Raw genomic sequence first — 23,320 nt, 5'->3', positions numbered from 1 at the left:
CCCGGGTGCACGGTACTCGGGGTTGCTGTGCCCGGGCACCGTGCGCTCCGGCACCGCCGTGCGGCCCGGCCGACATAGGATGCGGGCGCCGGGCCGAGGGGCCCGTACCGGGGGAGGGCCGGATTGGCCGAGTCGCTGACCGAGCAGTTGACGGCCGTCGCCCGGAGGGCGGCGGCCGCCGAGACCACCGCGCTCCTTCGTCAGCCGTGTGAGCCGGCGAGTCGGGAAGAGCGGGATCCTGGGCCGCTGGTGCTGGCCGACCGCGCCGACGGCACCGTCGTGCGGCTCGGACCCGTCGTAGCCAAGGCCCACGCGGCGGACAGCGACCTCCCGGAGCTCCTCGCCCGGCTGCGGATCGCCGCCCACCCGCGGCTGCGGGACATCCTGCTTCCGCCGCTGGCGGTGCCGGGAGCCGGTGACCGACCGCCGGCCCCGACCAGGGACGGCCGGCCGATCAGCCTCTGGCCGTACGGAGCGCCCGTCCAGCCCGACGAGCCGGACGCGGCGCCGTGGGAGGCTGCCGGGGAACTCCTGGCCCGACTGCACGCCGTCCCGACCGAAGTGCTTCCCGGACCGGTCCCCGCTATGCGGGGCCCGGTCAAGGCGGCCCGGGCCGTCGCCCGGCTCGCCGCGGCCGGCCGGTCCCCCGCCGCGGACACCGTGCTGGCCGCCTGGAGCCTGGTGCCGCCCTGGGCCCGGGGCGAGGTGCCGCCGTCCCACCCGGGCAGCGGGCTCCTCTGCCACGGGGACTTCCACCTCGGGCAGTTGGTCGGCGGCCCGGACGGCACCGGGGAGTGGCTGCTGATCGACGTCGACGACCTCGGAGTGGGGGATCCCGCGTGGGACCTCGCCCGCCCGGCCGCCTGGTACGCCACCGGGCTGCTCGCCCCCGAGGCCTGGGGCCGATTCCTCGGCTCCTACCAGCGGGCCGGCGGCCCCGTCTGGCCGCCCGGCGCGGACCCCTGGGCCCGGCTCGACATCCCCGCCCGTTCCCTCACGGTGCAGACGGCCGCGGTCTCCCTGGCCAAGGCGGCGGCGGCCGGACGCGCCCCGGACGAGGTCGAGACAGCGCTGGTGGACGCCTGCGAGCGGATTCGGCGCATGCCGCCGCGGGAGCCGTCGTAAGGTGGACCGACCGGCGTCGGGAGTGCCTTCCCGGCCACCAACGGGCGAGGAGTGAACCGGACTTGCAGTGTCCCAAGTGCCATGCGCCGATGAGTACCTACAACCGCAACGGCGTTCAGATCGAGCAGTGCGGCGGTTGCCGGGGCATCTTCCTCGATTACGGGGAACTCGAAGCGCTCACCCGGATCGAGGCGCAGTGGGCCCAGCAGCCCCCTCCGCCGCCGCCCGGTCCGCAGGGGTACCCGGCCCCGCCCGCCTGGGGAGCTCCGCAGGGGCATTACGGCCACCACCGGCACCGGAGCTTCGGGCGGATGCTCTTCTCCTCTTGAGCCCCGGCCCCGGTGTACCTCGGCGGCCCCGGTTCCCGGACCGGGGCCGCACCGGTTTCCTGGGCCGGGCACTGCCGTGCGCGGAGACCGGGGCCGGAACGGACCGCACAGCCGAAACACCGAGGTCACAGCCGAAACACCGAGGGCCGGAGCTGTCGCTCCGGCCCTCGGTGAGTGTGGACGATACTGGGATTGAACCAGTGACCTCTTCCGTGTCAGGGAAGCGCTCTCCCGCTGAGCTAATCGTCCTGGCGCCGGCGTCATGGATGCCGGTCTCGCGTGCGCGGTACTGGGATTGAACCAGTGACCTCTTCCGTGTCAGGGAAGCGCTCTCCCGCTGAGCTAACCGCGCGAGCGTTGGGCTTCCGACCCCTCACCTGCGTGGAAGGTCGGAAACCAGGTGTGACAAGAGGATCCTCGCGGATCCAGTGGACGATACTGGGATTGAACCAGTGACCTCTTCCGTGTCAGGGAAGCGCTCTCCCGCTGAGCTAATCGTCCGAGGTGGAGACGGGATTTGAACCCGTGTAGACGGCTTTGCAGGCCGTTGCCTCGCCTCTCGGCCACTCCACCAAGCGGAGGCCGAAATGACCCCCGTCGAGCGGACGACGAGATTCGAACTCGCGACCCTCACCTTGGCAAGGTGATGCTCTACCAACTGAGCTACGTCCGCAGCCGCCCTCCGAAACGATCTCGGAGGCTGCCTGTGGTCTCCGGGTGCTTCCGCGACCGGCGACGTGTGAACTCTAGCGGATTCCCGGGCCAGCTCAAATTCCGTTTGCGCAGGGTGCCGCACCGCTTACCCGGGGGAGGAGCCGCCCGGGCGCCCTTTTCCGTCCCCGGGCGGACACCGTGGCGGCAATCAGGGCGGCCCCGGCTCGCGGTAGCGTCGGATATGTACGGAGCCGAGACGTCGTACGCGGCACTCCGCCGCTGCCGGCGGGCGTGAACGAGGTGGAGCGAGTGAAGATCTGGGTCAACGGCGGACTGCGCGACGTGGCGACCGCGCAGGTCTCCGTCTTCGATCACGGACTGACCGTCGGTGACGGCGTGTTCGAGACGGTAAAAGCGGTCGACGGCCGGCCCTTCGCGCTGACTCGGCACCTGGATCGGCTGGCGTCCTCCGCACGCGGTCTCGGCCTCCCCGAGCCCGACCGCGAGCAGGTCCGGCGCGCCTGCGCGGCGGTGCTGGAGGCGAATCCCATGCCGCTGGGCAGGTTGCGGATCACCTACACCGGCGGATTCTCGCCGCTCGGCTCGGAGCGCGGGGCGGAGGGGACCACGCTGGTCGTGGCGCTCGGCCAGGCCAGCAGGCGGCCGGACACCACCGCGGTGGTCACCGTGCCGTGGACCCGCAACGAGCGGGGAGCGCTCAGCGGCCTGAAGACCACCTCCTACGGGGAGAACGTGGTCGCTCTCGCCCGGGCGCACGAGAACGGCGCCAGTGAGGCGATCTTCGGCAACACCGTGGGGCAGCTCTGTGAGGGCACCGGATCCAATGTCTTCGTGGTGCTCGACGGGGAGTTGTACACCCCGCCCCTCAGTTCCGGCTGCCTGGCGGGCATCACCCGGGCGCTGACCGCGGAGTGGACCGGGGCCAAGGAGACGGACCTGCCGCTGGACGTGCTGGAGCGGGCCGAAGAGGTCTTCCTGACGTCCACCCTCCGCGACGTCCAGGCCGTGCACCGTGCCGACGGCCGGGAACTGGCGGGTGCCCCCGGGCCGGTCACCGCCGAGGCGATGCGGATCTTCGCGGAGCGGGCGGCGGCCGACCCCGATCCGGTGGGCTGATCCCGCCTCCGCGCGGGAGCCGATCAGGGGGGGGCTCGGCGGTCCCGAGGGTATGTACCCGGCATGACCACCACACTCCGCCCGACCGGTCCGGAACACCGAGGGCCGGCCGGAGCGCGCTCCCGGGACTACGAGATCCGCGTCAACAGCCGTCCGGTCGGCGCCGTCCGGCTGGTCGCCGGTGACCGGTCCGGCCTCGCGGTGGGCCGCATCGCCGCCCTCCGGGTCGAGGGCCCGGAGCGGCGTCGGGGCAGGGCCACCGTGGCCGCGCTCGCCGCCGAGGAGGTGCTGCGCGGTTGGGGCTGCCGCCGGATAGAGATCACCGTCCCGGCCTCCGCCCACGGCGCGCTGCGGATGGCCGACGGGCTCGGATACCGGGAGAGCAGCCGGGGGATGTCCAAGCGGTTGCCGCGGCGGGTGCCGGAACCCCCCGCTGGCAGTGTCGAACGGTCGATGCTGCCCGAGGAGTTCGCCGTCTGGCTCCAGCGGTCGACAGAGCGCCACATCCGTTCCGCCGTCGCCGGAGGCGTCCCGGAGGCGGAGGCCTCGGCAAGGGCCGCGGCGGACCTCCGGGTCCTTCTGCCTGAAGGCCTGGAGACCCCCGGGGCGAGGTTCACGGTGCTCGCCCGGAGCGGTGTCGAGGTCGGCCTCCTCTGGCTCTCGCTGCACGGGCAGGAGAGCGTGCTGGGTCTCCCCGGCGGTGCACGGCGCACCGGTACCGCCGGCGAGGACGGGATCGGCGGGGCCGTGCTCGACATCGAGGTGGCTGAGGAACACCGGGGCCGGGGCCACGGGCGGGAACTCATGCTGTCGGCCGAGCGGCAGTGCCGGGCCGCCGGGGTCGGGCGACTGGCCCTCAACGTCTCCCTGGAGAACCTGCAGGCACGCGGGCTCTACGAGTCCCTGGGGTACGTCACGGCCCGGCACTCTTTCTACAAGACGCTGCTCTGAGCGGACCCGACCGGCCGCCGGTGCTCGCCGGGACCAGGGATCACCCCGTGTTCTCCAACCACTCGTCCACGATCTGCTGGATCCGCTCCCGCAGTCCCTTCTGACTCACCCCGCCGTCGAGCCGCTCGCCGCCGATCACGTAGGTGGGCGTCCCGGTGACACCGATCGCCTGCCCCTCGGCCTGATCGGCGTCGACGATCAGGATGTGGCGGCCGTCGACCAGCGCGGTGTCCAACTCCTCGGCGTCCAGCCCCAATTCCCCCGCCACCGCGACCAGGAACTCGGTGCCGCGCCGCCGCAGCTCACCGGTGCGGCTCAGCACCGCCTCCACGTAGGGCCAGAGCTGCCCCTGGGCGGCTGCCTCCTCGGCGGCCTGGGCCGCGGCGTGTGCGTGCGGGTGCTTTTCCAGGGGGAAGTGGCGCAGCCGAATCTCCAGGGAGTCCCCGTAGCGGGCCCGCAGGGCGGTCAGGTCTTCCATGGCCGTGTGGCAGTCCGGGCACTGCAGTTCGCACCAGACATCGAGGACGGGGCGGTCCGGGGTGGCTTGACTCATGGCCGCAGTCTCCCAGTTCGGGCGCGGGCGCGGGAAACCGGGCGCGGCACCGGCCGGCGAGATGCGGAGTCCGGACGCCCGGGCGGCATCGCGGCGTCCTGCCGGGTGTTGGCGGCCGCCGCTCTCGCCGGGAGGTGTGCCCCGCGTTCCGCACCGGCTGTCCGGCGCCCGGCGGTCAGGGGCGAATTCGCCGGGGCCCGGCGCCGACGTGGTCAGCGAGCCGCCGGGCGAGGCAGGATGGAAGGGGTGCTCGACCGCGGGCCCGATGGCGATAGGGGGAGAGTCGATGTCCATGACCACCGCTGGGAGGGCGAAGTGCTGACCTCCACAGTCTGCGTCGCACTGTCCGGGGCCGGACTGGCCGCCGCACTGCTCACCGCCTACCGCAGGCGTCTGCTGCTCGCCACCCGGATCGCGGCCTTCGCGCTGGTCCCGGTGGGCCTGGCGATGGCCGGCCTGACCGACCTGGGCAAGGACGTCGGGGTCGCGGTCGGCCGCTGGTCCACGGGACTGGTGCTCAAGCCGACCGTCTGGGCCGGCTTCGGCATCCTGGGCCTGGCCGTCCTGCTGTTCCTCGTCGCCCGGATCGCCAAGCGCCGGTCCGGCCCCGCCACCGGGCAGGGCGGCTCCCGGGCCGAGGCGGCCGCTGTCGCGCCGCGGGCCTCCGCCCCGGAGCTGGGCAGCGCGGGCCGGCCGGCCGCGGGCGCGGACAAGGGACGCTCAGGAGCTGCCGGCCTGGAGGACTTCCAGGACATCGAGGACATTCTGAAGAAACACGGAATCTGAGCGAACCCCCGCCCGAAACGGGCGTGTTGGCGGCGCCCCGGGTCGCAACTGCGTCATGATCAACGCGAGATGAACGATGAACTCGCGCGTACGGGCGCCCCGCCGACCGGCACCGGCGCGGGCGGTTCGCCCGTGGCACCGGTCCCGGCCGGGTCCGAGCGGTCCGAACGGCGCGGCTGCCTCTTCGCGCTGTCCCAGCCGCCGCTGATGCTCTTCCTCACCGTGGTCGGGTCCCTGCTGCTCTTCGCTGCGATCCACGACCTCTACCGGCTGTGATGCTCATCGCGCGGCTTCCCGGAGCCGGGCCCGGTAGGCGGCCACATGGAGTCGGTTGCCGCAGGTGCGGCTGGAGCAGTAACGCCGGGAGCGGTTGCGGGACAGGTCGATGAAGGCCCGTCGGCAGTCCGGCGCGGAGCAGCGCCGCAGACGCTCCCGTTCGCCGGCGACCAGCAGGAAGGCCAGGGCCATCCCCCCGTCGGCGGCGAGGTGGTCGGCGACGGAGGCGCCCGGTGCGAAGTAGTGCAGGTGCCAGTCGTAGCCGTCGTGGTCGGTCAGCCTGGGCGTGGTGCCGGCGGCCGCGACCATGGTGTTCAACAGGGCCGCAGCGGTGCGGGTGTCGGGCGCGGAGAAGACGTCGGTGAACCGGGCCCGCACGGCCCGTACCGCGGTGAGGTCCTGGCGGGTCAGCGTCCGCACATCACTGATGGCGTTGCGCTCGACGAACCGTCCCAGGGCGGAGACGTCCCCCAGGGTGTCGGGCTCCGAGCCCTGTGCCGCGCTGTTCACCAGGTCGACGACGCAGTCGAGAGCACACCGGGTGTCGTGATTGATCAGCACGGTTACTCCTGGCGGCTCGGGAGTGCTGCCGGATCCCGCGGAGCCACGGCATCCGAGCGACATACCCTAGCCGCCCCTGGCGTTCCTCACCGATCCGCAGAGGCCCCGTGGCCACCGCACCGGCCGCGCCCCCGCCGACGCCGGCGCCGACGGAATCGCGGTTCCGGCCGAGAGGCGGGGAGGGCCGACGGCGGGCGGACGCCTCCCCGTGGCGGCCGCGTGGGACGTCTTGCAAACGGCTTCCCCGCCGCGGAGCTCCGCGGCGGGGAAGCTGTCCTGGTTGCGCCGGGTGTGCGGGTGTCGGGCCGAGCCGTCGCCCCGAGTCGGACGGCTGCGGACGGTGGGTGGTCGACTTCGGTCTGTGGGGGTTCTCTCGCCGGTCAGCTCTCGGCCAGGATGTGGGAGAGCTCGGTGTCCAGGTCGAAGTGGCGGTGTTCGGTTCCGGGCGGCACGGCCGCGTCCGTACGCTTGAGGAACGACTCCAGGGCTCTGGCGGGGGCCTCGAGCAGCGCTTCGCCCTCCGGAGAGCTCAGCGCGATGCAGACGACGCCCTGACCGTGGCTGCGGGACGGCCACACCCGGACGTCGCCGGTGCCCGTGGGTCGGTGCAACCCCTCGGCGAGGAGGTCGCGGGCGAACACCCACTCGACGGTCTCTTCTGCTCCGGTGTGAAAGGTGGCGTGCACGGCGTAGGGGTCGGCCGTGTCGTACCGCAGTCCAGCGGGGACCGGCAGGGAGGATTCGCTCGACACAACGAGTCGCAAGTGCAGCTCGCAGCTGACCGTGGTGTTCATAAGCGCCATGGCCTTTCGCTCAGTGTGCGCTCGGGGATTCGCACGTCGGCGAAATCGACATGCCACCGAAAGTTCCCTTGTAAACCCCTATGCCCTATTTGCGACGGTGCGCATACCTCGCATGGCGGACCCTTCCCCCATCCTCCATCTCCATGCTGACGGACGTTCGTATTCAGGTAAGTTGGCCATATGAACGCGGAGAGTGACGGGGGTCACGCGGTGACCGACACGGCCACCGTCGAGCGACCGACCGGACGGCTCGAGCCGGAGGACGGCGGACGGGAGAAGGCGGTGCGGGAGCCGGCACTCGGGTCGCGGGCTCCGCGGTTCGTCCGGGAACGCCGGCTGCTCCACCTGTTCTGGCAGGCAGGGGTCTTCCTGGTGGGCCTCGCCGTCGTCGCGGCCGGCGCCGCGATGCTGGTGCTCCCCGGTCCCGGATGGGTTGTGATCTTCGCGGGGCTGGCGCTCTGGGCCACCGAGTTCGTCTGGGCGCAGCTGGCGCTCCGATGGACCCGGCGCAAGGTCTCCGAGGCCGCGCGACGAGCGCTCGACCCCAGGGTGCGGCGGAGGAACGTGGCCATCGGAACGGTCGCCGCCGTGCTGCTCGCAGTGGCCGTCGCCTGGTACCTGTGGCGCTTCGGTCTCCACATGCCCTGGAGCTCCGGGCGGTAGCGGTGGCGAGCCGGCCCGACGAGCGGACGACGGCGGCCGCTGCCTCTCACCGTGCCGCGGGAACCGCGGGATCTGTGTTTGAGGGCGGTCTCAACCGAGATCGGCCAGGCCGCGCCGGAGATCGGTCGACGGGGCAGGCCTCCGGACGACGAGGCGGTATGTGTGTGGGGCGCACATGGGGGAACTCCGACCTGTGCGGTGCTCGTCGACACGGCGTGGTTGCCGAGGTGCCGGTTGCCGAGGTGCCGGCCGGTACCGCAGCCTGCTCCAGGTGGCCCGCCGGGCGGCGCCGCTCTCCACCCGCCCGCCAGGTCCCGCCGCCGCTCCGGGCTCGGAGAGCCCGCCGGATCGGATGGGCGCCGGGCCGCCCGGCGAGTGTCGGTGAAGGCCCTGACATGCGGTAACATTTGATCCCGCCGGGGCGAACCCCTGGTGGCTCAGGGCGATTAGCTCAGTGGGAGAGCGCTTCGTTCACACCGAAGAGGTCACTGGTTCGAACCCAGTATCGCCCACAACAGACGGAGGCTGAGGCTTGGAAGCCTCAGCCTCCGTGGCGTTGGCGGGTATCCCCCGCCCGAGCCGCGCTCCTGGGGATCGCGCCCCTCCGGCCTCAGCGCAGCCGACCGATCAACTCCCGCACCCGGCGCACCTCGCGCGACCGCTGCTCACAGGTCGCGCCGACAGCAGCAGTCCGACCGGCGCGGGCGGCAGCCGACGCGGCACCGCGCCGGCCAACTGCGCGAGGTGGGGAGCCAGCTCGTGGAGCGCGACCGGGGCGAGCGTGGCGCCTCCCGGCAGCAGGGGCGCCTGGAGCGGTACCAGGCCCCGAGCAGCGTCAGCCCGAGAGCCGCCAGGCCGAGCAGGAGCGGGCGCTCCCAACCGCCACCGCCCCACATCCGCAGCGCGCTGGGCAGCAGGGTCACCGCCAAAGCGGTACCGGTACCGTGCGCCGCCCAGGAGGAGACCGCCGCACTCCGCCGTCTGCGGAACAGCCCGATGGCGAGCAGCGGAACGGTCACCGGGAGCGTGCACGCCTCGGGTACGGCCTCCCCGGGGGCCGCCAACCGGAGCCAGGCGGCGGACAGCAGCAGAGCCACCGCCGGGTAACCGGCCTCCCGGCGCGCGACCGGTGGCGCGGGGTCCCTCGGGGCCCGGGTCCGCCGGGGTGGGCGCGCTGGGTCGGACGGTGCCCCGAGGAGAGCCTGCGGACGGCGGCCGGGCCGCGGACGGGAAGGCCGTTTGGAGTAAACCCGCGCCCGCTGTATTGTTTCCGCCGTGCCCCGGGGGAAGCCCTGGTGGCCCAGGGCGATTAGCTCAGTGGGAGAGCGCTTCGTTCACACCGAAGAGGTCACTGGTTCGAACCCAGTATCGCCCACCCTGGCAGGCCGGTCCCAGCGTCAAGCGGACCGGCCTCTGTCGTCTGCGCCGGTCCCGGAGGGATCTCCAGGAATGCCGGGCGGAGCTCCGTCAGGACTCGCGCACCCGTCCTCCTCTCCGCAATGGCTTCGCGGCCCGCCCCGCTTGGTCGGTACGATTCACCTCGCGGCGCACCCGCTGCCGTATCCGAGAAGTCAGGAGAGACCGGTGTCAGATGTCCGTGTGATCATCAAACGCGATTCCGAGCGGGAAGAGCGCGTGGTGACGACGGGCACTACGGCGGCGGAGCTGCTCGGCGGTGACCGGTCCACGGTCGCGGCGCGGGTGACCGGGGAGCTCAGGGACCTCGCATACGAGGTCGCCGACGGCGACGAGCTGGAGCCCGTCGCGATCGACTCCCCGGATGGACTGGACATCCTCCGCCACTCCACGGCCCACGTCCTCGCCCAGGCCGTGCAGGAGCTCTTCCCCGAGGCCAAGCTCGGGATCGGCCCGCCCATCAAGGACGGCTTCTACTACGACTTCGACGTGGAGACTCCCTTTCACCCGGACGACCTCAAGCGCATCGAGAAGAAGATGCAGGAGATCCAGAAGCGTGGCCAGCGCTTCTCCCGCCGGGTCGTCTCCGACGAGGAGGCGCGGGAGGAGCTGGCGGCCGAGCCGTACAAGCTGGAGCTGATCGGTCTCAAGGGGGCGGCCTCGGCCGCGGACGGCGCTGATGTGGAGGTCGGCGGCGGTGAGTTGACGATCTACGACAACCTAGACGCCAAGACCGGCGACCTGTGCTGGAAGGACCTCTGCCGAGGCCCGCACCTGCCGACCACCCGGGCCATCCCCGCCTTCAAGCTGATGCGCAGCGCCGGCGCCTACTGGCGTGGCAGCGAGCAGAACCCGATGCTCCAGCGCATCTACGGCACCGCCTGGCCCACCAAGGACGAGCTCAAGGCGCACCTGGAGTTCCTCGCGGAGGCGGAGAAGCGCGACCACCGCAAGCTCGGTGTCGAGCTCGACCTCTTCTCCATCCCGGAGGTGCTTGGCTCGGGGCTGGCGATCTTCCACCCCAAGGGCGGAGTGATCCGCAAGGTGATGGAGGACTACTCCCGCCGCCGCCACGAGGAGGCCGGCTACGAGTTCGTCAACACCCCGCACATCTCCAAGGGGAAGCTCTTCGAGACCTCGGGGCATCTGCCGAACTACGCGGAGTCGATGTTCCCGCCCATGGAGTTCGAGGGGCAGGACTACTACCTCAAGGCCATGAACTGCCCGATGCACAACCTGGTCTTCGACGCGCGCGGCCGCTCCTACCGCGAACTCCCGCTCCGCCTCTTCGAGTTCGGTACGGTCTACCGCTACGAGAAGTCGGGCGTCGTACACGGGCTGACCCGGGCCCGTGGCTTCACCCAGGACGACTCCCACATCTACTGCACCAAGGAGCAGATGCCCGAGGAGCTCGACGAACTGCTCACCTTCGTGCTGGGGCTGCTGCGGGACTACGGGCTGAGCGACTTCTACCTCGAGCTGTCCACCCGGGACGACTCCGAGAAGTTCATGGGCGAACCGGAGGAGTGGGAGGAAGCCACCGAGCAGTTGCGGCAGGCTGCCGGGAAGCAGGGCCTGGAACTGGTGATGGACCCGGGCGGTGCCGCCTACTACGGCCCCAAGATCTCGGTGCAGGCGCGGGACGCCATCGGCCGTACCTGGCAGATGTCCACCATCCAGGTCGACTTCCAGCAGCCGAAGCGCTTCAACCTCGAGTACACAGCGGCCGACGGCAGCCGACAGCGGCCGGTGATGATCCACCGCGCCCTCTTCGGCTCGATCGAGCGGTTCTTCGCCGTCCTGTTGGAGCACTACGCCGGGGTCTTCCCGCCCTGGCTGGCCCCGGTGCAGGCGGTGGGCATCCCGATCGGCGACGGCCACGTGCGCTACCTGGAGGACTTTGCCGCGGAGGCGAAGAAGCTGGGGCTCCGCTTCGAGGTGGACTCCTCCTCCGACCGGATGCAGAAGAAGATCCGGAACGCCCAGAAGCAGAAGGTCCCGTTCATGGTGATCGCGGGTGACGAGGACGTCGCCGGCGGTGCGGTGAGCTTCCGCTACCGCGACGGTTCCCAGAAGAACGGTATCCCCCGGGACGAGGCGCTCGCGGAGATCCTGGACGCGGTGGCGCGCCGCCAGCAGGTCTGATCCGGCCGGGTGGCGAGGCCACCCGGCATACGACCGACGGATCCCGGGGACGCCCGTCGTCGCCCCAAGGCACGGAGCCGGGACCGGACCGCCCGATTCCGGGGCGGGCCCGGTCCGCGGCCCGCCCCGGACACCGGCGGGGAGCCGTCGAGGCTCTCCGGAGAAGAGCCCTCGCCGTCCCCGGTGCCCGGCCGGGAGAATATGCTGGCGGCTATGACGAGCGAGCCGGAGCAGCAGATCGGAGTCGGGATCCAGGACTCCTTCCAACGCCTGTGGACGCCTCATCGGATGGCGTACATCCAAGGTGAGAACAAGCCGACCGGACCCGGGTCGGGCGACGGCTGCCCGTTCTGCTCCATCCCCACCAAGTCGGACGAGGACGGCCTGGTGCTGGTTCGGGGCGAGTTCGCCTACGCCGTCCTGAACCTCTACCCGTACAACGGCGGCCACCTCATGGTCGTGCCGTTCCGGCATGTCGCCGACTACACCGACCTGGACACCCTGGAGACGGCCGAACTCGCCCTGCTGACCAAGCAGGCGATGACGGCGCTGCGGACGGCCTCCGGGGCGCAGGGGTTCAACATCGGGATGAACCAGGGCGGCGTGGCGGGCGCGGGCATCGCCGCCCACCTGCACCAGCACGTGGTCCCCCGGTGGGGCGGGGACACCAACTTCATGCCCGTCATCGGGCACACCCGGGTCCTACCGCAGCTGCTGGCCGACACCCGCAGGCTGCTGGCGGAGGCCTGGCCGGAGAACTGAACGCCCGGCCCCCGGGCACGCGCACTCCGTGATCGACGGCCGGGCGCACAGGCTCGGCCAGGGCCGCCGACCGCATACGGAACACCCGCATACCTCGGGTATGCGGGTGTTCCGGCTCTTGCCATGTCCCGAACCCGGGCCGCGGTGGTCGACCGGGTACGAGGGGCCGACCTCAGGTGTTGTAGAGGTCCGCCTTCCGGGGCTCGGCTCCCTGCACCTGGCCACTGAGGAAGGAGGAGCGGTTGCCGAAGCGCTCGGTGTCGACGCCGTTCTCCTCCAAGACCCGGATCGCGGCCTGGTGCACCACTCGCAGCACCGGGGTGGCGGCCCGCAGCGCGTCGTCGGCCATGAAGCGGTGCCGCCAGGGCTGGTCCGCCCACGCGTGCCGCAACCCGAACGGCTCGGGCAGGCCCAGCTTGCCGCCGAGGAAGTCCAGCAGCGGGGGATACCAGGTCAGCGGGGCGCGGGCGGCCAGCCGGACCACTTCCCTGGGCTCCACCAACGGCAGGTTGCGGGTCTTGGTCTCCCAGAAGCGGAAAGCCTTCGAGACCGTCTCGGTCTTCGGGCTCGGCTTGCTGGTGAACAGCGAGTGGACCGGGCCGAGCGCATGCCCGGTGACCTCGATGCGGAGCGTGTGGTGCAGCACCGTCACGGTCACCAGCAAGGTGATCACCAACTGGCCGTCCCAGAGCACGAACTGCACGCCCAGGTAGTGCCGGTTCCCACTGCCGAACTGCTGCTCGTTGCAGATCCGCTGCAGTTCGCCGCCGCCGATCTGGTAGCCGGCGGACTTCGGCCCCGCGCTGGGCCGGGATACCGAGGAGGCGCCCTCGCCGACCGGCGCCACCACCCAATGGGTCACCGAGGGCTGCGGGAACCCACCGGTGTGCAGGGGGCCCCGCTCCAGCAGCCGGAGCTGGTCGTGCATGGCGCGGATGATGTCCCAGCTGCGGAACGGGTTGATCTCCTTGGTGGGGTCGCTCGGCTGGAGCTCCTCGGCCAGATGCCAACTGCCCCACCGGGTACCCATGCCGAGTATCCCCTTGGGACCGGCGTAGAAGACGAGGTTGCTGCGCTGCTCCGCGGAGAGTTTCGCCAGGTCCTGCCGGAGCTGCTCGGCCGAGGTGTCGCCCGGGTGGCCGGGGACGGTCTCGGGGACCTTGGCGGCCACCCCGCCCCCGCTGAGGAGCCCGTCCCAGCGCTCCCGCAGGTCCTGCGCGGTGCGCTCGCAGATCTGCTTGGCCAGCACCCATCCGATGACCGGTGCCACCAGCATGGCCCGCAGATAGAGCGCCCAGAAACCGGAGAACGGCATTCTGACCAGGAAGACGAGGGTCAGCACGCCCAGCCCCGCCAGCAGCACCATGCCGAGGGCGCCCGCGCGGCCGCCGCCCACCCGTCCCAGCGTCTTGCGGATCTGGAAGCCGGCGAGCCAGGCCAACAGGCCGGGGAGGAACAGCAGCCCGCAGACCACCATCACGACGGTCAGCCGGACGTCCCGCTCCTTGCGTATCCGGCTGGCGGCCAGACAGTGCTCGACGACCACCTGCGGTTCGATCCCGAAGGACTGGATCAGCGCCGCCCGGCCCGCGCCGAGCATCCGCGACTGCACGGCGCGGGCGAAAGCCTCACCCAGGTTGGGCTCGAAGAGGGAGAGCTTCGGGGGTTGGATGCTCGACTTGTGCCACTCGTTGTCGGCCTTGAGAAGCTCGGTGACGGGGCTGTCCCGGTACGCGGCGGAAGCGAGCGCGTTCGTCGCCGCCGTCGACCCGGCCGCCCCGGAGAGCGGGACCTGCGCCCCGGGACTGAAATCGAAACCGTCACTGGTCACTACCGCCCCCAACGTGCCGTCACTGGTCCGCTGCGCGGCCTCTTCCCGGCATCCGTTTCCGGCACACTTCCGAACCGCGACTCAGCGTATCGCCGGAGGCCGCACCGCCGCAGCGAGGTTGCCCGGAAAGGGAGTTGTCAGAAAAGCTGATCGAGAATCTGGCCGGATCCCGAGGGGCCGGGCCCGAGCCATCCGGACCGGTGTTCCGGCACGGGACGATCGGCTCCGCGGATCACCCGGGGCCCGCGGTCGGCTCCCGGACGCCGCCGCCGTGCCACCCGGCTCCGACAGCGGGCGGCCGGTCAGGGGGCGAAAAGGGTGACTACGATAGGCCCTCCGATGGCCACCGGGGCCACCGGCTCCCCGACCCTCTGGGAAGGCCATGCTGAACAAGTACGCGCGTGCGTTCTTCACGCGTGTCCTCACACCCCTCGCCGCGCTGCTGCTCCGCCGCGGCGTCAGCCCCGACACCGTCACACTCATCGGAACCGGTGGCGTGGTGGCGGGTGCGCTGGCCTTCTATCCCCGCGGGCAGCTGTTCTGGGGCACCGTGGTGATCACGCTGTTCGTCTTCTCCGACCTGGTCGACGGCACCATGGCCAGGCAGTCGGGCCGGTCCAGCCGGTGGGGAGCGTTCCTCGACTCCACCCTGGACCGGGTGGCGGACGCCGCGGTCTTCGGCGGGCTCACGCTCTGGTACGCCGGGGGCGGTGACGACCTGGTCCTCTGCGCGGTGAGCATCTTCTGCCTGGCCAGTGGGCAGGTGGTCTCCTACACCAAGGCCCGCGGTGAGAGCATCGGACTGCCGGTGCGGGTGAACGGCCTGGTGGAGCGGGCCGAACGGCTCGTGATCACCCTCGTCGCGGCGGGCTTCGCCGGAATGCACGCCTTCGGGGTGCCCTACATCGAGGTGCTGCTGCCGGTCGCACTGTGGGCGGTCGCCGCCGGCAGTCTGATCACCCTCGTGCAGCGGGTGGTGACCGTCCGCCGGGAGGCGGCGGAGGCCGACTCGGCCGCCGGTTCCGGTCCCGCCGCGGAACGGCCCGCCGTGGAACCGCCCGCCGGCGGCCGAGCCGAGCAGCCGTCCGCCCGGGACAACGGTGCGGCATGAGGGAGCGCCTCACCGACTCGCTGTACGGACTCGGCTGGTCGGCGGTGAAGCACCTCCCGGAGCCCGTCGCCGTGCGGCTCGGCCGCACCGTAGCCGACGCCGTGTGGAAGCGGCGGGGGCGGGGGGTACGGCAGTTGGAGGCCAACCTGGCCCGGGTGGTGCCGGACGCCTCCCCGCAGCGCCTCGCTGAACTCTCCAAGGCCGGGATGCGCTCCTACCTGCGCTACTGGATGGAATCCTTCCGGTTGCCGGTCTGGAGCGCGGAGCGGATCCGCGACGGTGTGGAGGTGGAGGGGGTCCACTACGTCGAGGACGGGATGGCGAGCGGCCGGGGAGTGGTCATAGCCCTGCCCCACCTGGGCAACTGGGACCTCGCGGGTGCCTGGATCACGACCCGGCTGGGCATCTCCTTCACCACCGTCGCCGAGCGGCTCAAACCCGAGACGCTCTACGACCGGTTCGTCGCCTACCGCGAGGGACTCGGGATGGAGGTGCTCCCGCACACCGGCGGCAGCGCCTTCGGCACGCTCGCCCGCCGGCTGCGCAAGGGAGGGATGGTCTGCCTGGTGGCCGACCGGGACCTGTCCGCCTCCGGGATCGAGGTCGAGTTCTTCGGGGAGACGGCGCGGATGCCGGCCGGCCCCGCGCTGCTCGCCCAGCAGACCGGCGCCCTCCTGCTGCCGGTCACCCTCTGGTACGACGACTCGCCGGTGATGAAGGCCAGGGTGCACCCGCCCCTGGAGGTCCCGGAGAGCGGCGACCGCCACTCGCGCACCGCCCGGATGACGCAGGAGCTGGCCGACGTCTACGCCGCCGGCATCGCCGATCACCCGCAGGACTGGCACATGCTGCAGCGCCTGTGGCTCTCCGACCTGCGCCCCGGCACGCGGCGGGCGCCGGATACCGGAGTCGCGGCGGACCCCGGGGCCGGGGAGGGGGAACGATCGTGAGAGTCGGCATCGTCTGCCCGTACGCCTGGGACGTGCCCGGGGGAGTGCAGTTCCACATCAGGGATCTCGCCGAACACCTCGGCGCACTGGGACACCAGGTGTCCGTGCTGGCCCCGGCGGACGACGAGACGCCGCTGCCGCCGTACGTGGTCTCCGCGGGGCGGGCCGTGCCGGTCCCCTACAACGGATCCGTCGCCCGGCTGAACTTCGGGTTCCTCTCGGCTGCCCGGGTACGCCGCTGGATACACGACGGCGACTTCGACGTCCTCCACATCCACGAGCCGACCTCCCCCTCACTGGGGCTGCTGGCCTGCTGGATCGCGCAGGGGCCGATCGTGGCCACCTTCCACACGTCCAACCCCCGCTCCCGGGCGATGGTCGCCGCCTACCCGATCCTGCAGCCGGCGCTGGAGAAGATCAACGCCCGGATCGCGGTGAGCGAGTACGCCCGGCGGACCCTCGTCGAACACCTCGGCGGTGACGCCGTGGTGATCCCCAACGGGGTCGACGTCGGCTTCTTCGAGCGGAGCGAGCCCGCCGCGCGGTGGCAGGGCAGGGCCGGGGGAACGGCCGACGGCGGACCGACGATCGGGTTCATCGGCCGGATCGACGAGCCGCGGAAGGGCCTGCCAGTCCTGATGAAGGCGATGCCGGCGATCCTCGAGCGGTTCCCCGACGCCAGACTGCTGGTCGCCGGACGCGGCGACGAGCGGGAGGCCGTGGAGGGGCTGCCGCCCCGGATGCGTGGGCACATCGAGTTCCTGGGCATGGTCACCGACGAGGACAAGGCCCGGCTGCTGCGGAGCATCGACCTGTACGTCGCCCCCAACACCGGCGGCGAGAGCTTCGGCATCATCCTGGCCGAGGCGATGTCCGCCGGGGCCCCGGTGCTCGCCAGCGACCTCGACGCCTTCGCCGGGGTCCTGGACGGGGGGAGGGCCGGGGAACTGTTCACGAGCGGTGACGCCGACGCCCTCGCCACGGCCGCCCTGCGGCTCCTCGGCGACCCGGCCCGCCTGAGGGAGCTGCGGGAGCGGGGCAGCCGCCATGTCAGGCGCTTCGACTGGTCCACCGTGGGCGCCGACATCCTCGCGGTCTACGAGACCGTCGCCGACGGGGCCGCCTCCGTGGCACCCGACGAACCCGTCGGCCGGCGGCCCCGGTTCGGCCTGGGGCGGGACTGACGGGGACCCCTCGGGTTCCGTTTGCCGGGCCGCCTGGCGTAGGAGGCGCCGCCCGGCGCCGGCCCACCGCCCCGGGGCGGGGAGCCGGTGCCGGTACTGTGGCACCGCGTGAGCACCTTGATTTGGATCGTGGTCGTCCTCGCCCTCATCGGCGTCTACCTGAGTTGGACGGCCGGACGTCTGGACCGGCTGCACTCCCGGATGGACGCCGCTCGCGCCGCGCTCGACGCCCAACTGCTGCGCCGCGCCTCGGTCGCCCAGGAACTGGCCACCGCGAAGGTCCTGGACCCCGCCGCCTCCATCGTGCTCTACCAGGCCGCGCACGCCGCCCGGTCGGCGGAGGAGGAACAGCGCGAAGTGGCCGAGAGCGACCTGAGCCAGGCGCTGCGCGTGGTGTTCGCGGACACCCGGCAGGTGGCGGCGGTGCGCGCGGCGCCCGGTGGCGAGGAGGCCGCGGGAGAACTGGCCGCCGCCGTCCGCCGGGTGCCGATGGCCCGGCGGTTCCACAACGACTCGGTGCGCGCGGCCCGGGCGCTCCGCCGCCACCGGGCGGTCCGCTGGTTCCGCCTCGCCGGACACGCGCCCTTCCCGCTCGCCTTCGAGATGGACGACGAGCCGCCCACCGCCCTGGCGGACGTGCGGGTCGCCGACTGAAGCGGGCCACCGGTTTCTGATTGGCCCTTGTCGTGGGAGGGGCGGAGGCGGTTTCGTCAAACCTGCGTAACCGTGATGCTTCCCCCGCCAGCCCGACTGGTCGGACATGCCCCAGGAGAGGCGGTCCGCCGGCGCTGGACGGGGCGGTGCTCACGCGCTTCGCAACCGTCACCGAGTCCTGATCCGGAGTGAGGTCAACACCGTGTCCAGCACACCCTCCAACACGCCCCAGGCCCCCGAGACCGGCACCGCGCGCGTCAGGCGCGGTCTGGCCGACCCGCTCAAGGGAGGCGTGATCATGGATGTCGTCACGCCCGAGGAAGCGAAGATCGCCGAGGCGGCGGGCGCGGTGGCCGTCATGGCCCTGGAGCGCGTCCCGGCGGACATCCGCAAGGACGGCGGTGTGGCGCGGATGTCCGACCCGGACATGATCGACGGGATCATCGAGGCGGTCTCCATCCCGGTGATGGCCAAGTCCCGCATCGGCCACTTCGTCGAGGCCCAGGTGTTGCAGGCGCTCGGAGTCGACTTCATCGACGAGTCGGAGGTGCTCACCCCCGCCGACGAGGTCAACCACAGCGACAAGTGGACGTTCGAGACGCCCTTCGTCTGCGGCGCCACCAACCTCGGCGAGGCGCTCCGCCGCATCGCGGAGGGCGCGGCCATGATCCGCTCCAAGGGCGAGGCCGGCACCGGCAACGTCGTCGAGGCGGTGCGCCACATGCGCCAGATCAAGAACGAGATCGGCCGACTCCGCTCGCTCGACCAGCACGAGCTGTTCGCCGCGGCGAAGGAACTCAGGGCTCCGTACGAACTGGTCAGGGAGGTCGCGGAGATCGGGAAGCTGCCGGTGGCCCTCTTCTCCGCGGGCGGCGTCGCCACCCCGGCCGACGCGGCGCTGATGCGCCAGCTCGGCGCCGAGGGCGTCTTCGTGGGCTCCGGCATCTTCAAGTCGGGCGATCCCGCCAAGCGTGCGGCGGCCATCGTCGAGGCCACCACGCACTACGAGGACGCCGCCGTCATCGCGAAGGTGTCCCGCAACCTCGGGGAGGCGATGGTCGGCATCAACTGCGACACCCTGCCCGAGGCCGAGCGTTTCGCCGGGCGCGGCTGGTGACCGACTGACGGTGGCCGACAGCGCGTTGTGAGCCCCGGGCCGGGCCCGCGGCGCGGTGGTCGCGCGCGGGTCCGCACCGGGGCGCCGGGCAGCGGGAGGGTTGCCTCTCCGGCTGCCCGGCGGGGCGCGCCCCGCGCGGTGCGTGCACCCGGCCCTTCGGCCTCCCGCCCGGGCCCGGCGGCACGGCGAACGGGCGGTGCAGCGGATCCCGGTAGGATCCTTGCAGTTCACCATCGTCGGGTCGTTGAAGGAGCAAGGCTGTGGCCGGCCACTCTAAGTGGGCAACCACCAAGCACAAGAAGGCCGTGATCGATGCCAAGCGTGGCAAGCTCTTCGCCAAGCTGATCAAGCACATCGAGGTCGCGGCCAGGACCGGGGGAGGGGACCCGGAGGGCAACCCCACGCTCTACGACGCCATCCAGAAGGCGAAGAAGAGCTCCGTCCCGAACAAGAACATCGAGAGCGCCGTCAAGCGCGGCGCCGGGCTGGAAGCCGGCGGCGCCGACTACCAGACGATCATGTACGAGGGCTACGGCCCCAACGGCGTCGCGGTGCTCATCGAGTGCCTCACCGACAACCGCAACCGCGCCGCCTCGGACGTGCGGGTCGCCATGACCCGCAACGGAGGGTCCATGGCCGACCCGGGCTCCGTCTCCTACCTCTTCAACCGCAAGGGCGTCGTGATCGTGCCGAAGGCCGGGCTCACCGAGGACGACGTGCTGGGCGCCGTCCTCGACGCCGGGGCCGAGGAGGTCAACGACCTCGGGGAGGCGTTCGAGGTCATCAGCGAGGCCGGTGACATGGTCGGCGTGCGCAGCGCGCTGGTGGACGCGGGGATCGACTACGACTCGGCCGACGCCAGCTTCCTGCCGACCATGCAGGTCGAGCTCGACGAGGAGGGCGCACGCAAGATCTTCAAGCTGATCGACGCGCTCGAGGACAGCGACGACGTGCAGAACGTCTTCGCCAACTTCGACGTGCCGGACGAGATCATGGCGAAGGTCGAGGCGTGAGGCCCCGGCCGCCCGCTGCGCGGCCGCGGTGTTGACGGACGGGCCGGCGGGCGAACCTGCCGGCCCGTCGGCGTTGTCAGCGCCTCCCGGTAGTCTTCGGCACGACCATGATCGGATCGCGCCCGGCCGGGCGGATCGGCCCTGACTGCGCGGAAAGGCGGAGACGGATGGCCGGCGGACAGAGGGAGGGCCACCGCGGTGCGCGTACTCGGCGTTGACCCGGGACTGACCCGCTGCGGGATTGGCGTGGTCGAGGGCGGTGCCGGCCGACGGTTGCGCATGGCCGGTGTCGGCGTCCTCCGAACCCCCTCCGATGCTCCGATCGGCGACCGGCTCGTCCTCATCGAACGAGGCATGGAGCAGTGGCTCGACGAGCAACAGCCCGAGTACGTCGCTGTGGAGCGGGTCTTCAGCCAGCACAACGTCAGCACCGTGATGGGCACCGCACAGGCCAGCGCCGTCGCGATGCTCTGTGCGGCCCGCCGCGGCCTGCCGGTCGCCCTGCACACGCCCAGCGAGGTCAAGGCCGCCGTCACCGGCAGCGGCCGGGCCGGCAAGGAGCAGGTCGGCACGATGGTCACCCGGCTGCTCAGGCTGGACGCGCCGCCCAGGCCGGCCGACGCCGCAGACGCGCTCGCGCTCGCCATCTGCCACATCTGGCGCTCCCCGGTCCAGAACCGGATCCAGCAGGCGCGGGTGCGTGCCCAGGCGGCACCGCGTGGTGCGGGCGCCTGGGCGACCCACCGCCACCCCCGCGGTGCCGCGACAGCGGCCCGCCGACCAGACAGCACGCTCCCAGAGGGACCCAAGTGATCGCGTTCGTCAGCGGCCCCGTCGCCGCGCTCGCTCAGGACACCGCCGTCGTCGAGGTCGGCGGCGTGGGCATGGCGGTCCAGTGCACACCGCGCACGCTCGCCGGGATGCGGGTCGGGGAGCCCGCGAGGCTCGCCACGTCGCTCGTCGTCCGGGAGGACTCGCTGACCCTGTACGGCTTCGCAGACGACGACGAGCGCAGGGTTTTCGAACTGCTGCAGACCGCCAGCGGAGTGGGCCCCCGGCTGGCGCAGGCGATGCTCACCGCCCACAGCCCGGACACCCTGCGGCGGGCGGTGGCGACGGGGGACGAGAAGACCCTCACGGCCGTTCCGGGCATCGGCAAGAAGGGCGCCCAGCGGCTGCTGCTCGAACTCAAGGACCGCCTCGGCGAGCCGGTCGACACCCCGGCCGCGGTGCCGAGCGCGGGCGGTGCGGCCACCGGGGCCTGGCGCGAGCAACTGAACACGGCTCTGGTCGGGCTGGGCTACGCGGCCAGGGAGGCCGAGGAGGCGGTGGCGGCGGTCGCCCCCCAGGCCGAGTCGGATCTTGCCGAGGGCCGGGCTCCCGGCCTCCCCGAACTCCTGCGGACCGCGCTGCGCACCCTGAACCGGACCCGCTGACCGGGCGGCTGCGGGCGGGGAGACACCGCGCCGCGCCCGGTGCCGGACTTCCCCGCCCGATGGTCGGAGACCACACTGACGACACTGCGAGGTGCAGCTCATGAAGGGGGACGAGACCATGGCCGGGACCGGCGGTGGAGAGCCTGGCGGCATGCCGCTGGAACGCCTCCTCGGCGCTGAGGCGGACGGTGATGACCAGGCGGTCGAGTCGGCGCTCCGGCCGAGGGACCTGGAGGAGTTCGTCGGCCAGACGCGCGTCCGGGAGCAGCTCGACCTGGTACTGCGCGCCGCCCGGGCACGGGGCGCCACCGCGGACCATGTGCTGCTCTCCGGTGCCCCGGGGCTCGGCAAGACCACGCTCTCCATGATCATCGCCGCCGAGATGGGGGCGCCCATCCGGATCACCTCCGGACCGGCCATCCAGCACGCCGGAGACCTCGCCGCGATCCTCTCCTCACTCACCGAGGGAGAGGTGCTCTTCCTGGACGAGATCCACCGGATGTCCCGTCCGGCGGAGGAGATGCTCTACATGGCGATGGAGGACTTCCGGGTCGACGTCATCGTGGGCAAGGGGCCCGGCGCCACCGCCATCCCGCTGGAACTGCCGCCCTTCACCCTCGTCGGAGCCACCACCCGGGCCGGGCTGCTGCCACCACCGCTCCGCGACCGCTTCGGCTTCACCGGCCACATGGAGTTCTACGAGCCGGCGGAGCTGGAGCAGGTGGTACACCGGTCCGCCCGGCTGCTGAACGTCGAGGTCGAGCCGGAGGGCGCGGCGGAGATCGCCGGCCGCTCCCGGGGCACCCCGCGGATCGCCAACCGGCTGCTGCGCCGGGTCAGGGACTACGCACAGGTCAGAGCGGACGGCCGGATCACCCGGGAGATCGCCGCCAGCGCCCTGCAGGTGTACGAGGTGGACGGCAGGGGGCTGGACCGACTGGACCGCGCGGTGCTGGAAGCGCTGCTCAGGCTCTTCGGCGGAGGACCGGTCGGCCTCTCCACGCTCGCGGTGGCTGTGAGTGAGGAGCGGGAGACCGTGGAGGAGGTCGCCGAGCCCTTCCTGGTGCGGGAAGGACTGCTGGCCAGAACGCCACGAGGGCGGGTCGCGACCCCGGCGGCCTGGGCCCATCTGGGCCTGGAACCGCCGGAGCGGAGCGGTGGTGGCGGGGGAGCGGGACAGCCGGAGCTGTTCGAATCGTAACGGAGCGGAGTCGCCTGAATGGGAACTTCCCTGCCATGCTGGACGTTGTTCCCCTGGTGCGGACTCCCCTAGACTCCGCCGGTGCCGCTCCTGTCAGGCGGCGTGCCCACCCCCCGTAGACCAGGCCGCGTGAGCGGCTGTTGCGAAGGAATTGCCGGCTCGTGAATACCTCGATGCTCCTCCCCCTCCTCCTACTCTTCGGGTTCATGTTCGTGATGACCCGCTCGGCCAAGAACAAGCAGCGTCAGGCTGCGCAGATGCGCGACCAGATGCAGCCGGGTAGCGGCGTCCGGACGATCGGGGGGATGTACGCCACCGTCAAGGAGGTCAGCGAAGACACCGTCCTCCTCGAGGTCGCTCCGGCCGTGCACGCCGTCTACGCGAAGAACGCCATCGCCGCCGTCCTCGACGACGCCGAGTACAACCGCATCATCCACGGCATCGACCCGGACGCCGCGGAGATCGAGGTGCCGGACGACGCCTCCGCGCTGACCGCGGACGAGGAGCCCCGGGTGGACCTGGGCAAGTCGGAGACCGCGGACGCCGACACGGAGGCCAAGGACGACGAGGCCGAGGGCGGTGCCAAGGGCGAGGCGGACGAGGCCGAGCCGGACAAGAGCAGCAAGAGCGAAGGCGACGCCAACGCGAAGTAAGACCTCCCT

Annotated in this window: 24 protein-coding genes and 7 tRNA genes; 21 read left to right on the top strand and 10 right to left on the bottom strand. The window is 71.9% G+C overall.

What is annotated here, in order from left to right; genetic code table 11:
- The first annotated feature begins 123 nt into the window (after positions 1-123).
- Both BGP73_RS11110 and BGP73_RS11105 read left to right on the top strand, forming a co-directional pair.
- Positions 124-1,125, top strand: a complete 1,002-nt coding sequence (locus tag BGP73_RS11110; RefSeq protein ID WP_069814128.1) for a phosphotransferase family protein — start codon at positions 124-126, stop codon at positions 1,123-1,125.
- A gap of 62 nt (positions 1,126-1,187) precedes the next feature.
- On the top strand, positions 1,188-1,454 hold the full coding sequence (locus BGP73_RS11105; RefSeq protein WP_079127427.1) for a TFIIB-type zinc ribbon-containing protein: 267 nt from the start codon (positions 1,188-1,190) through the stop codon (positions 1,452-1,454).
- A gap of 177 nt (positions 1,455-1,631) precedes the next feature.
- Here BGP73_RS11105 and BGP73_RS11100 read toward each other — a convergent pair.
- From BGP73_RS11100 to BGP73_RS11080, 5 genes are all read right to left on the bottom strand, one after another.
- A tRNA-Val gene (locus tag BGP73_RS11100) sits at positions 1,632-1,703 on the bottom strand.
- Between the two features lie 31 nt (positions 1,704-1,734).
- Positions 1,735-1,806: transfer RNA gene (locus BGP73_RS11095), tRNA-Val, on the bottom strand.
- Positions 1,807-1,883: 77 nt separating this feature from the next.
- Positions 1,884-1,955 (bottom strand) — tRNA-Val (locus BGP73_RS11090).
- Between the two features lies 1 nt (position 1,956).
- Positions 1,957-2,027 (bottom strand) — tRNA-Cys (locus BGP73_RS11085).
- Positions 2,028-2,054: 27 nt separating this feature from the next.
- Positions 2,055-2,127, bottom strand: a tRNA-Gly gene (locus BGP73_RS11080).
- Positions 2,128-2,417: 290 nt separating this feature from the next.
- On the opposite strand from BGP73_RS11080, the gene BGP73_RS11075 reads away from it, so the two are divergent.
- Together BGP73_RS11075 and BGP73_RS11070 are read left to right on the top strand one after the other, a co-directional pair.
- Positions 2,418-3,245, top strand: coding sequence for an aminotransferase class IV (locus BGP73_RS11075; protein ID WP_069814126.1), 828 nt, complete (start codon positions 2,418-2,420; stop codon positions 3,243-3,245).
- A 63-nt stretch (positions 3,246-3,308) separates the two neighbouring features.
- On the top strand, positions 3,309-4,196 hold the full coding sequence (locus tag BGP73_RS11070; protein WP_069814125.1) for a GNAT family N-acetyltransferase: 888 nt from the start codon (positions 3,309-3,311) through the stop codon (positions 4,194-4,196).
- A 40-nt stretch (positions 4,197-4,236) separates the two neighbouring features.
- Here the strand turns inward: BGP73_RS11070 and BGP73_RS11065 are convergent, their stop codons facing one another.
- Complete coding sequence (locus BGP73_RS11065) at positions 4,237-4,749, bottom strand: DsbA family protein (protein ID WP_069814124.1); 513 nt, start codon at positions 4,747-4,749, stop codon at positions 4,237-4,239.
- A 315-nt stretch (positions 4,750-5,064) separates the two neighbouring features.
- On the opposite strand from BGP73_RS11065, the gene BGP73_RS11060 reads away from it, so the two are divergent.
- Both BGP73_RS11060 and BGP73_RS11055 read left to right on the top strand, forming a co-directional pair.
- The gene (locus tag BGP73_RS11060) at positions 5,065-5,535 is read left to right on the top strand and encodes a hypothetical protein (RefSeq protein ID WP_069814123.1); all 471 of its coding nucleotides are present in this window, start codon (positions 5,065-5,067) and stop codon (positions 5,533-5,535) included.
- 69 nt (positions 5,536-5,604) lie between these two features.
- Positions 5,605-5,811 (top strand): hypothetical protein, encoded by a 207-nt coding sequence (locus BGP73_RS11055; RefSeq protein WP_069814122.1) that lies wholly within the window; start codon positions 5,605-5,607, stop codon positions 5,809-5,811.
- A gap of 3 nt (positions 5,812-5,814) precedes the next feature.
- Here the strand turns inward: BGP73_RS11055 and BGP73_RS11050 are convergent, their stop codons facing one another.
- Together BGP73_RS11050 and BGP73_RS11045 are read right to left on the bottom strand one after the other, a co-directional pair.
- Positions 5,815-6,372, bottom strand: coding sequence for a CGNR zinc finger domain-containing protein (locus tag BGP73_RS11050; protein WP_069814121.1), 558 nt, complete (start codon positions 6,370-6,372; stop codon positions 5,815-5,817).
- 380 nt (positions 6,373-6,752) lie between these two features.
- Entirely contained in the window at positions 6,753-7,166 is a 414-nt protein-coding gene (locus BGP73_RS11045; protein WP_003959770.1) for an SsgA family sporulation/cell division regulator, read from the bottom strand.
- Between the two features lie 189 nt (positions 7,167-7,355).
- On the opposite strand from BGP73_RS11045, the gene BGP73_RS11040 reads away from it, so the two are divergent.
- The gene (locus BGP73_RS11040; RefSeq protein WP_079127426.1) at positions 7,356-7,838 is read left to right on the top strand and encodes a TIGR02611 family protein; all 483 of its coding nucleotides are present in this window, start codon (positions 7,356-7,358) and stop codon (positions 7,836-7,838) included.
- Positions 7,839-8,278: 440 nt separating this feature from the next.
- A tRNA-Val gene (locus tag BGP73_RS11035) sits at positions 8,279-8,350 on the top strand.
- A gap of 153 nt (positions 8,351-8,503) precedes the next feature.
- On the opposite strand, the gene BGP73_RS11030 is transcribed toward BGP73_RS11035, so the two are convergent.
- Entirely contained in the window at positions 8,504-8,935 is a 432-nt protein-coding gene (locus BGP73_RS11030) for an SCO7613 C-terminal domain-containing membrane protein (protein WP_069814120.1), read from the bottom strand.
- 206 nt (positions 8,936-9,141) lie between these two features.
- On the opposite strand from BGP73_RS11030, the gene BGP73_RS11025 reads away from it, so the two are divergent.
- The 3 genes from BGP73_RS11025 (at position 9,142) to BGP73_RS11015 (ending at position 12,161) form a co-directional block, all read left to right on the top strand.
- Positions 9,142-9,213: transfer RNA gene (locus BGP73_RS11025), tRNA-Val, on the top strand.
- 209 nt (positions 9,214-9,422) lie between these two features.
- A complete protein-coding gene (thrS, locus tag BGP73_RS11020; RefSeq protein ID WP_069814119.1) occupies positions 9,423-11,399 on the top strand; it encodes a threonine--tRNA ligase in 1,977 nt (658 codons plus the stop codon).
- A gap of 201 nt (positions 11,400-11,600) precedes the next feature.
- Complete coding sequence (locus BGP73_RS11015) at positions 11,601-12,161, top strand: HIT family protein (protein ID WP_069814118.1); 561 nt, start codon at positions 11,601-11,603, stop codon at positions 12,159-12,161.
- 172 nt (positions 12,162-12,333) lie between these two features.
- On the opposite strand, the gene BGP73_RS11010 is transcribed toward BGP73_RS11015, so the two are convergent.
- Entirely contained in the window at positions 12,334-13,992 is a 1,659-nt protein-coding gene (locus BGP73_RS11010; protein WP_069814117.1) for a hypothetical protein, read from the bottom strand.
- A gap of 382 nt (positions 13,993-14,374) precedes the next feature.
- Between BGP73_RS11010 and pgsA the strand changes: the two genes are divergently transcribed.
- The 10 genes from pgsA to yajC all read left to right on the top strand — a co-directional run bounded on the left by pgsA (position 14,375) and on the right by yajC (position 23,311).
- A complete protein-coding gene (pgsA, locus tag BGP73_RS11005; RefSeq protein ID WP_069814116.1) occupies positions 14,375-15,103 on the top strand; it encodes a phosphatidylinositol phosphate synthase in 729 nt (242 codons plus the stop codon).
- Positions 15,100-16,053: a phosphatidylinositol mannoside acyltransferase gene (locus BGP73_RS11000; protein ID WP_069814115.1), complete on the top strand. Its 954-nt coding sequence runs from the start codon at positions 15,100-15,102 to the stop codon at positions 16,051-16,053. Before pgsA ends, BGP73_RS11000 begins: the two co-directional genes overlap by 4 nt.
- Positions 16,050-17,237, top strand: a complete 1,188-nt coding sequence (locus tag BGP73_RS10995) for a glycosyltransferase family 4 protein (protein WP_069814114.1) — start codon at positions 16,050-16,052, stop codon at positions 17,235-17,237. The genes BGP73_RS11000 and BGP73_RS10995 overlap by 4 nt, the downstream gene beginning before the upstream one ends.
- Positions 17,238-17,345: 108 nt before the next feature.
- On the top strand, positions 17,346-17,891 hold the full coding sequence (locus BGP73_RS10990; RefSeq protein WP_069814319.1) for a hypothetical protein: 546 nt from the start codon (positions 17,346-17,348) through the stop codon (positions 17,889-17,891).
- A 202-nt stretch (positions 17,892-18,093) separates the two neighbouring features.
- A complete protein-coding gene (pdxS, locus tag BGP73_RS10985; RefSeq protein ID WP_069814113.1) occupies positions 18,094-19,008 on the top strand; it encodes a pyridoxal 5'-phosphate synthase lyase subunit PdxS in 915 nt (304 codons plus the stop codon).
- 260 nt (positions 19,009-19,268) lie between these two features.
- A complete protein-coding gene (locus BGP73_RS10980) occupies positions 19,269-20,021 on the top strand; it encodes a YebC/PmpR family DNA-binding transcriptional regulator (protein ID WP_069814112.1) in 753 nt (250 codons plus the stop codon).
- A 198-nt stretch (positions 20,022-20,219) separates the two neighbouring features.
- Entirely contained in the window at positions 20,220-20,834 is a 615-nt protein-coding gene (ruvC, locus tag BGP73_RS10975) for a crossover junction endodeoxyribonuclease RuvC (RefSeq protein WP_079127424.1), read from the top strand.
- A complete protein-coding gene (gene ruvA, locus BGP73_RS10970; RefSeq protein ID WP_069814111.1) occupies positions 20,831-21,457 on the top strand; it encodes a Holliday junction branch migration protein RuvA in 627 nt (208 codons plus the stop codon). Before ruvC ends, ruvA begins: the two co-directional genes overlap by 4 nt.
- A 100-nt stretch (positions 21,458-21,557) precedes the next feature.
- The gene (gene ruvB / locus BGP73_RS10965) at positions 21,558-22,658 is read left to right on the top strand and encodes a Holliday junction branch migration DNA helicase RuvB (RefSeq protein ID WP_069814110.1); all 1,101 of its coding nucleotides are present in this window, start codon (positions 21,558-21,560) and stop codon (positions 22,656-22,658) included.
- A gap of 161 nt (positions 22,659-22,819) precedes the next feature.
- Complete coding sequence (gene yajC / locus BGP73_RS10960; RefSeq protein ID WP_069814109.1) at positions 22,820-23,311, top strand: preprotein translocase subunit YajC; 492 nt, start codon at positions 22,820-22,822, stop codon at positions 23,309-23,311.
- Positions 23,312-23,320 lie beyond the last annotated feature (9 nt).

This window comes from Streptomyces sp. TP-A0874, assembly GCF_001748085.1.
Classification (GTDB): domain Bacteria; phylum Actinomycetota; class Actinomycetes; order Streptomycetales; family Streptomycetaceae; genus Streptomyces.
Note: the sequence above shows the minus strand (reverse complement) of the source record. Positions and strands in the feature narration are given on the sequence as shown.

Excerpts from the sequence above, each read along its gene's own strand:
- BGP73_RS11070 (WP_069814125.1), top strand. The coding sequence starts at position 3,309 with ATGACCACCACACTCCGCCCGACCGGTCCGGAACACCGAGGGCCGGCC.
- BGP73_RS11065 (WP_069814124.1), bottom strand. The coding sequence starts at position 4,749 with ATGAGTCAAGCCACCCCGGACCGCCCCGTCCTCGATGTCTGGTGCGAA.
- BGP73_RS11055 (WP_069814122.1), top strand. The coding sequence starts at position 5,605 with ATGAACGATGAACTCGCGCGTACGGGCGCCCCGCCGACCGGCACCGGC.
- BGP73_RS11045 (WP_003959770.1), bottom strand. The coding sequence starts at position 7,166 with ATGAACACCACGGTCAGCTGCGAGCTGCACTTGCGACTCGTTGTGTCG.
- BGP73_RS11040 (WP_079127426.1), top strand. The coding sequence starts at position 7,356 with ATGAACGCGGAGAGTGACGGGGGTCACGCGGTGACCGACACGGCCACC.
- BGP73_RS11015 (WP_069814118.1), top strand. The coding sequence starts at position 11,601 with ATGCTGGCGGCTATGACGAGCGAGCCGGAGCAGCAGATCGGAGTCGGG.
- pgsA (WP_069814116.1), top strand. The coding sequence starts at position 14,375 with ATGCTGAACAAGTACGCGCGTGCGTTCTTCACGCGTGTCCTCACACCC.
- BGP73_RS11000 (WP_069814115.1), top strand. The coding sequence starts at position 15,100 with ATGAGGGAGCGCCTCACCGACTCGCTGTACGGACTCGGCTGGTCGGCG.
- ruvB (WP_069814110.1), top strand. The coding sequence starts at position 21,558 with ATGAAGGGGGACGAGACCATGGCCGGGACCGGCGGTGGAGAGCCTGGC.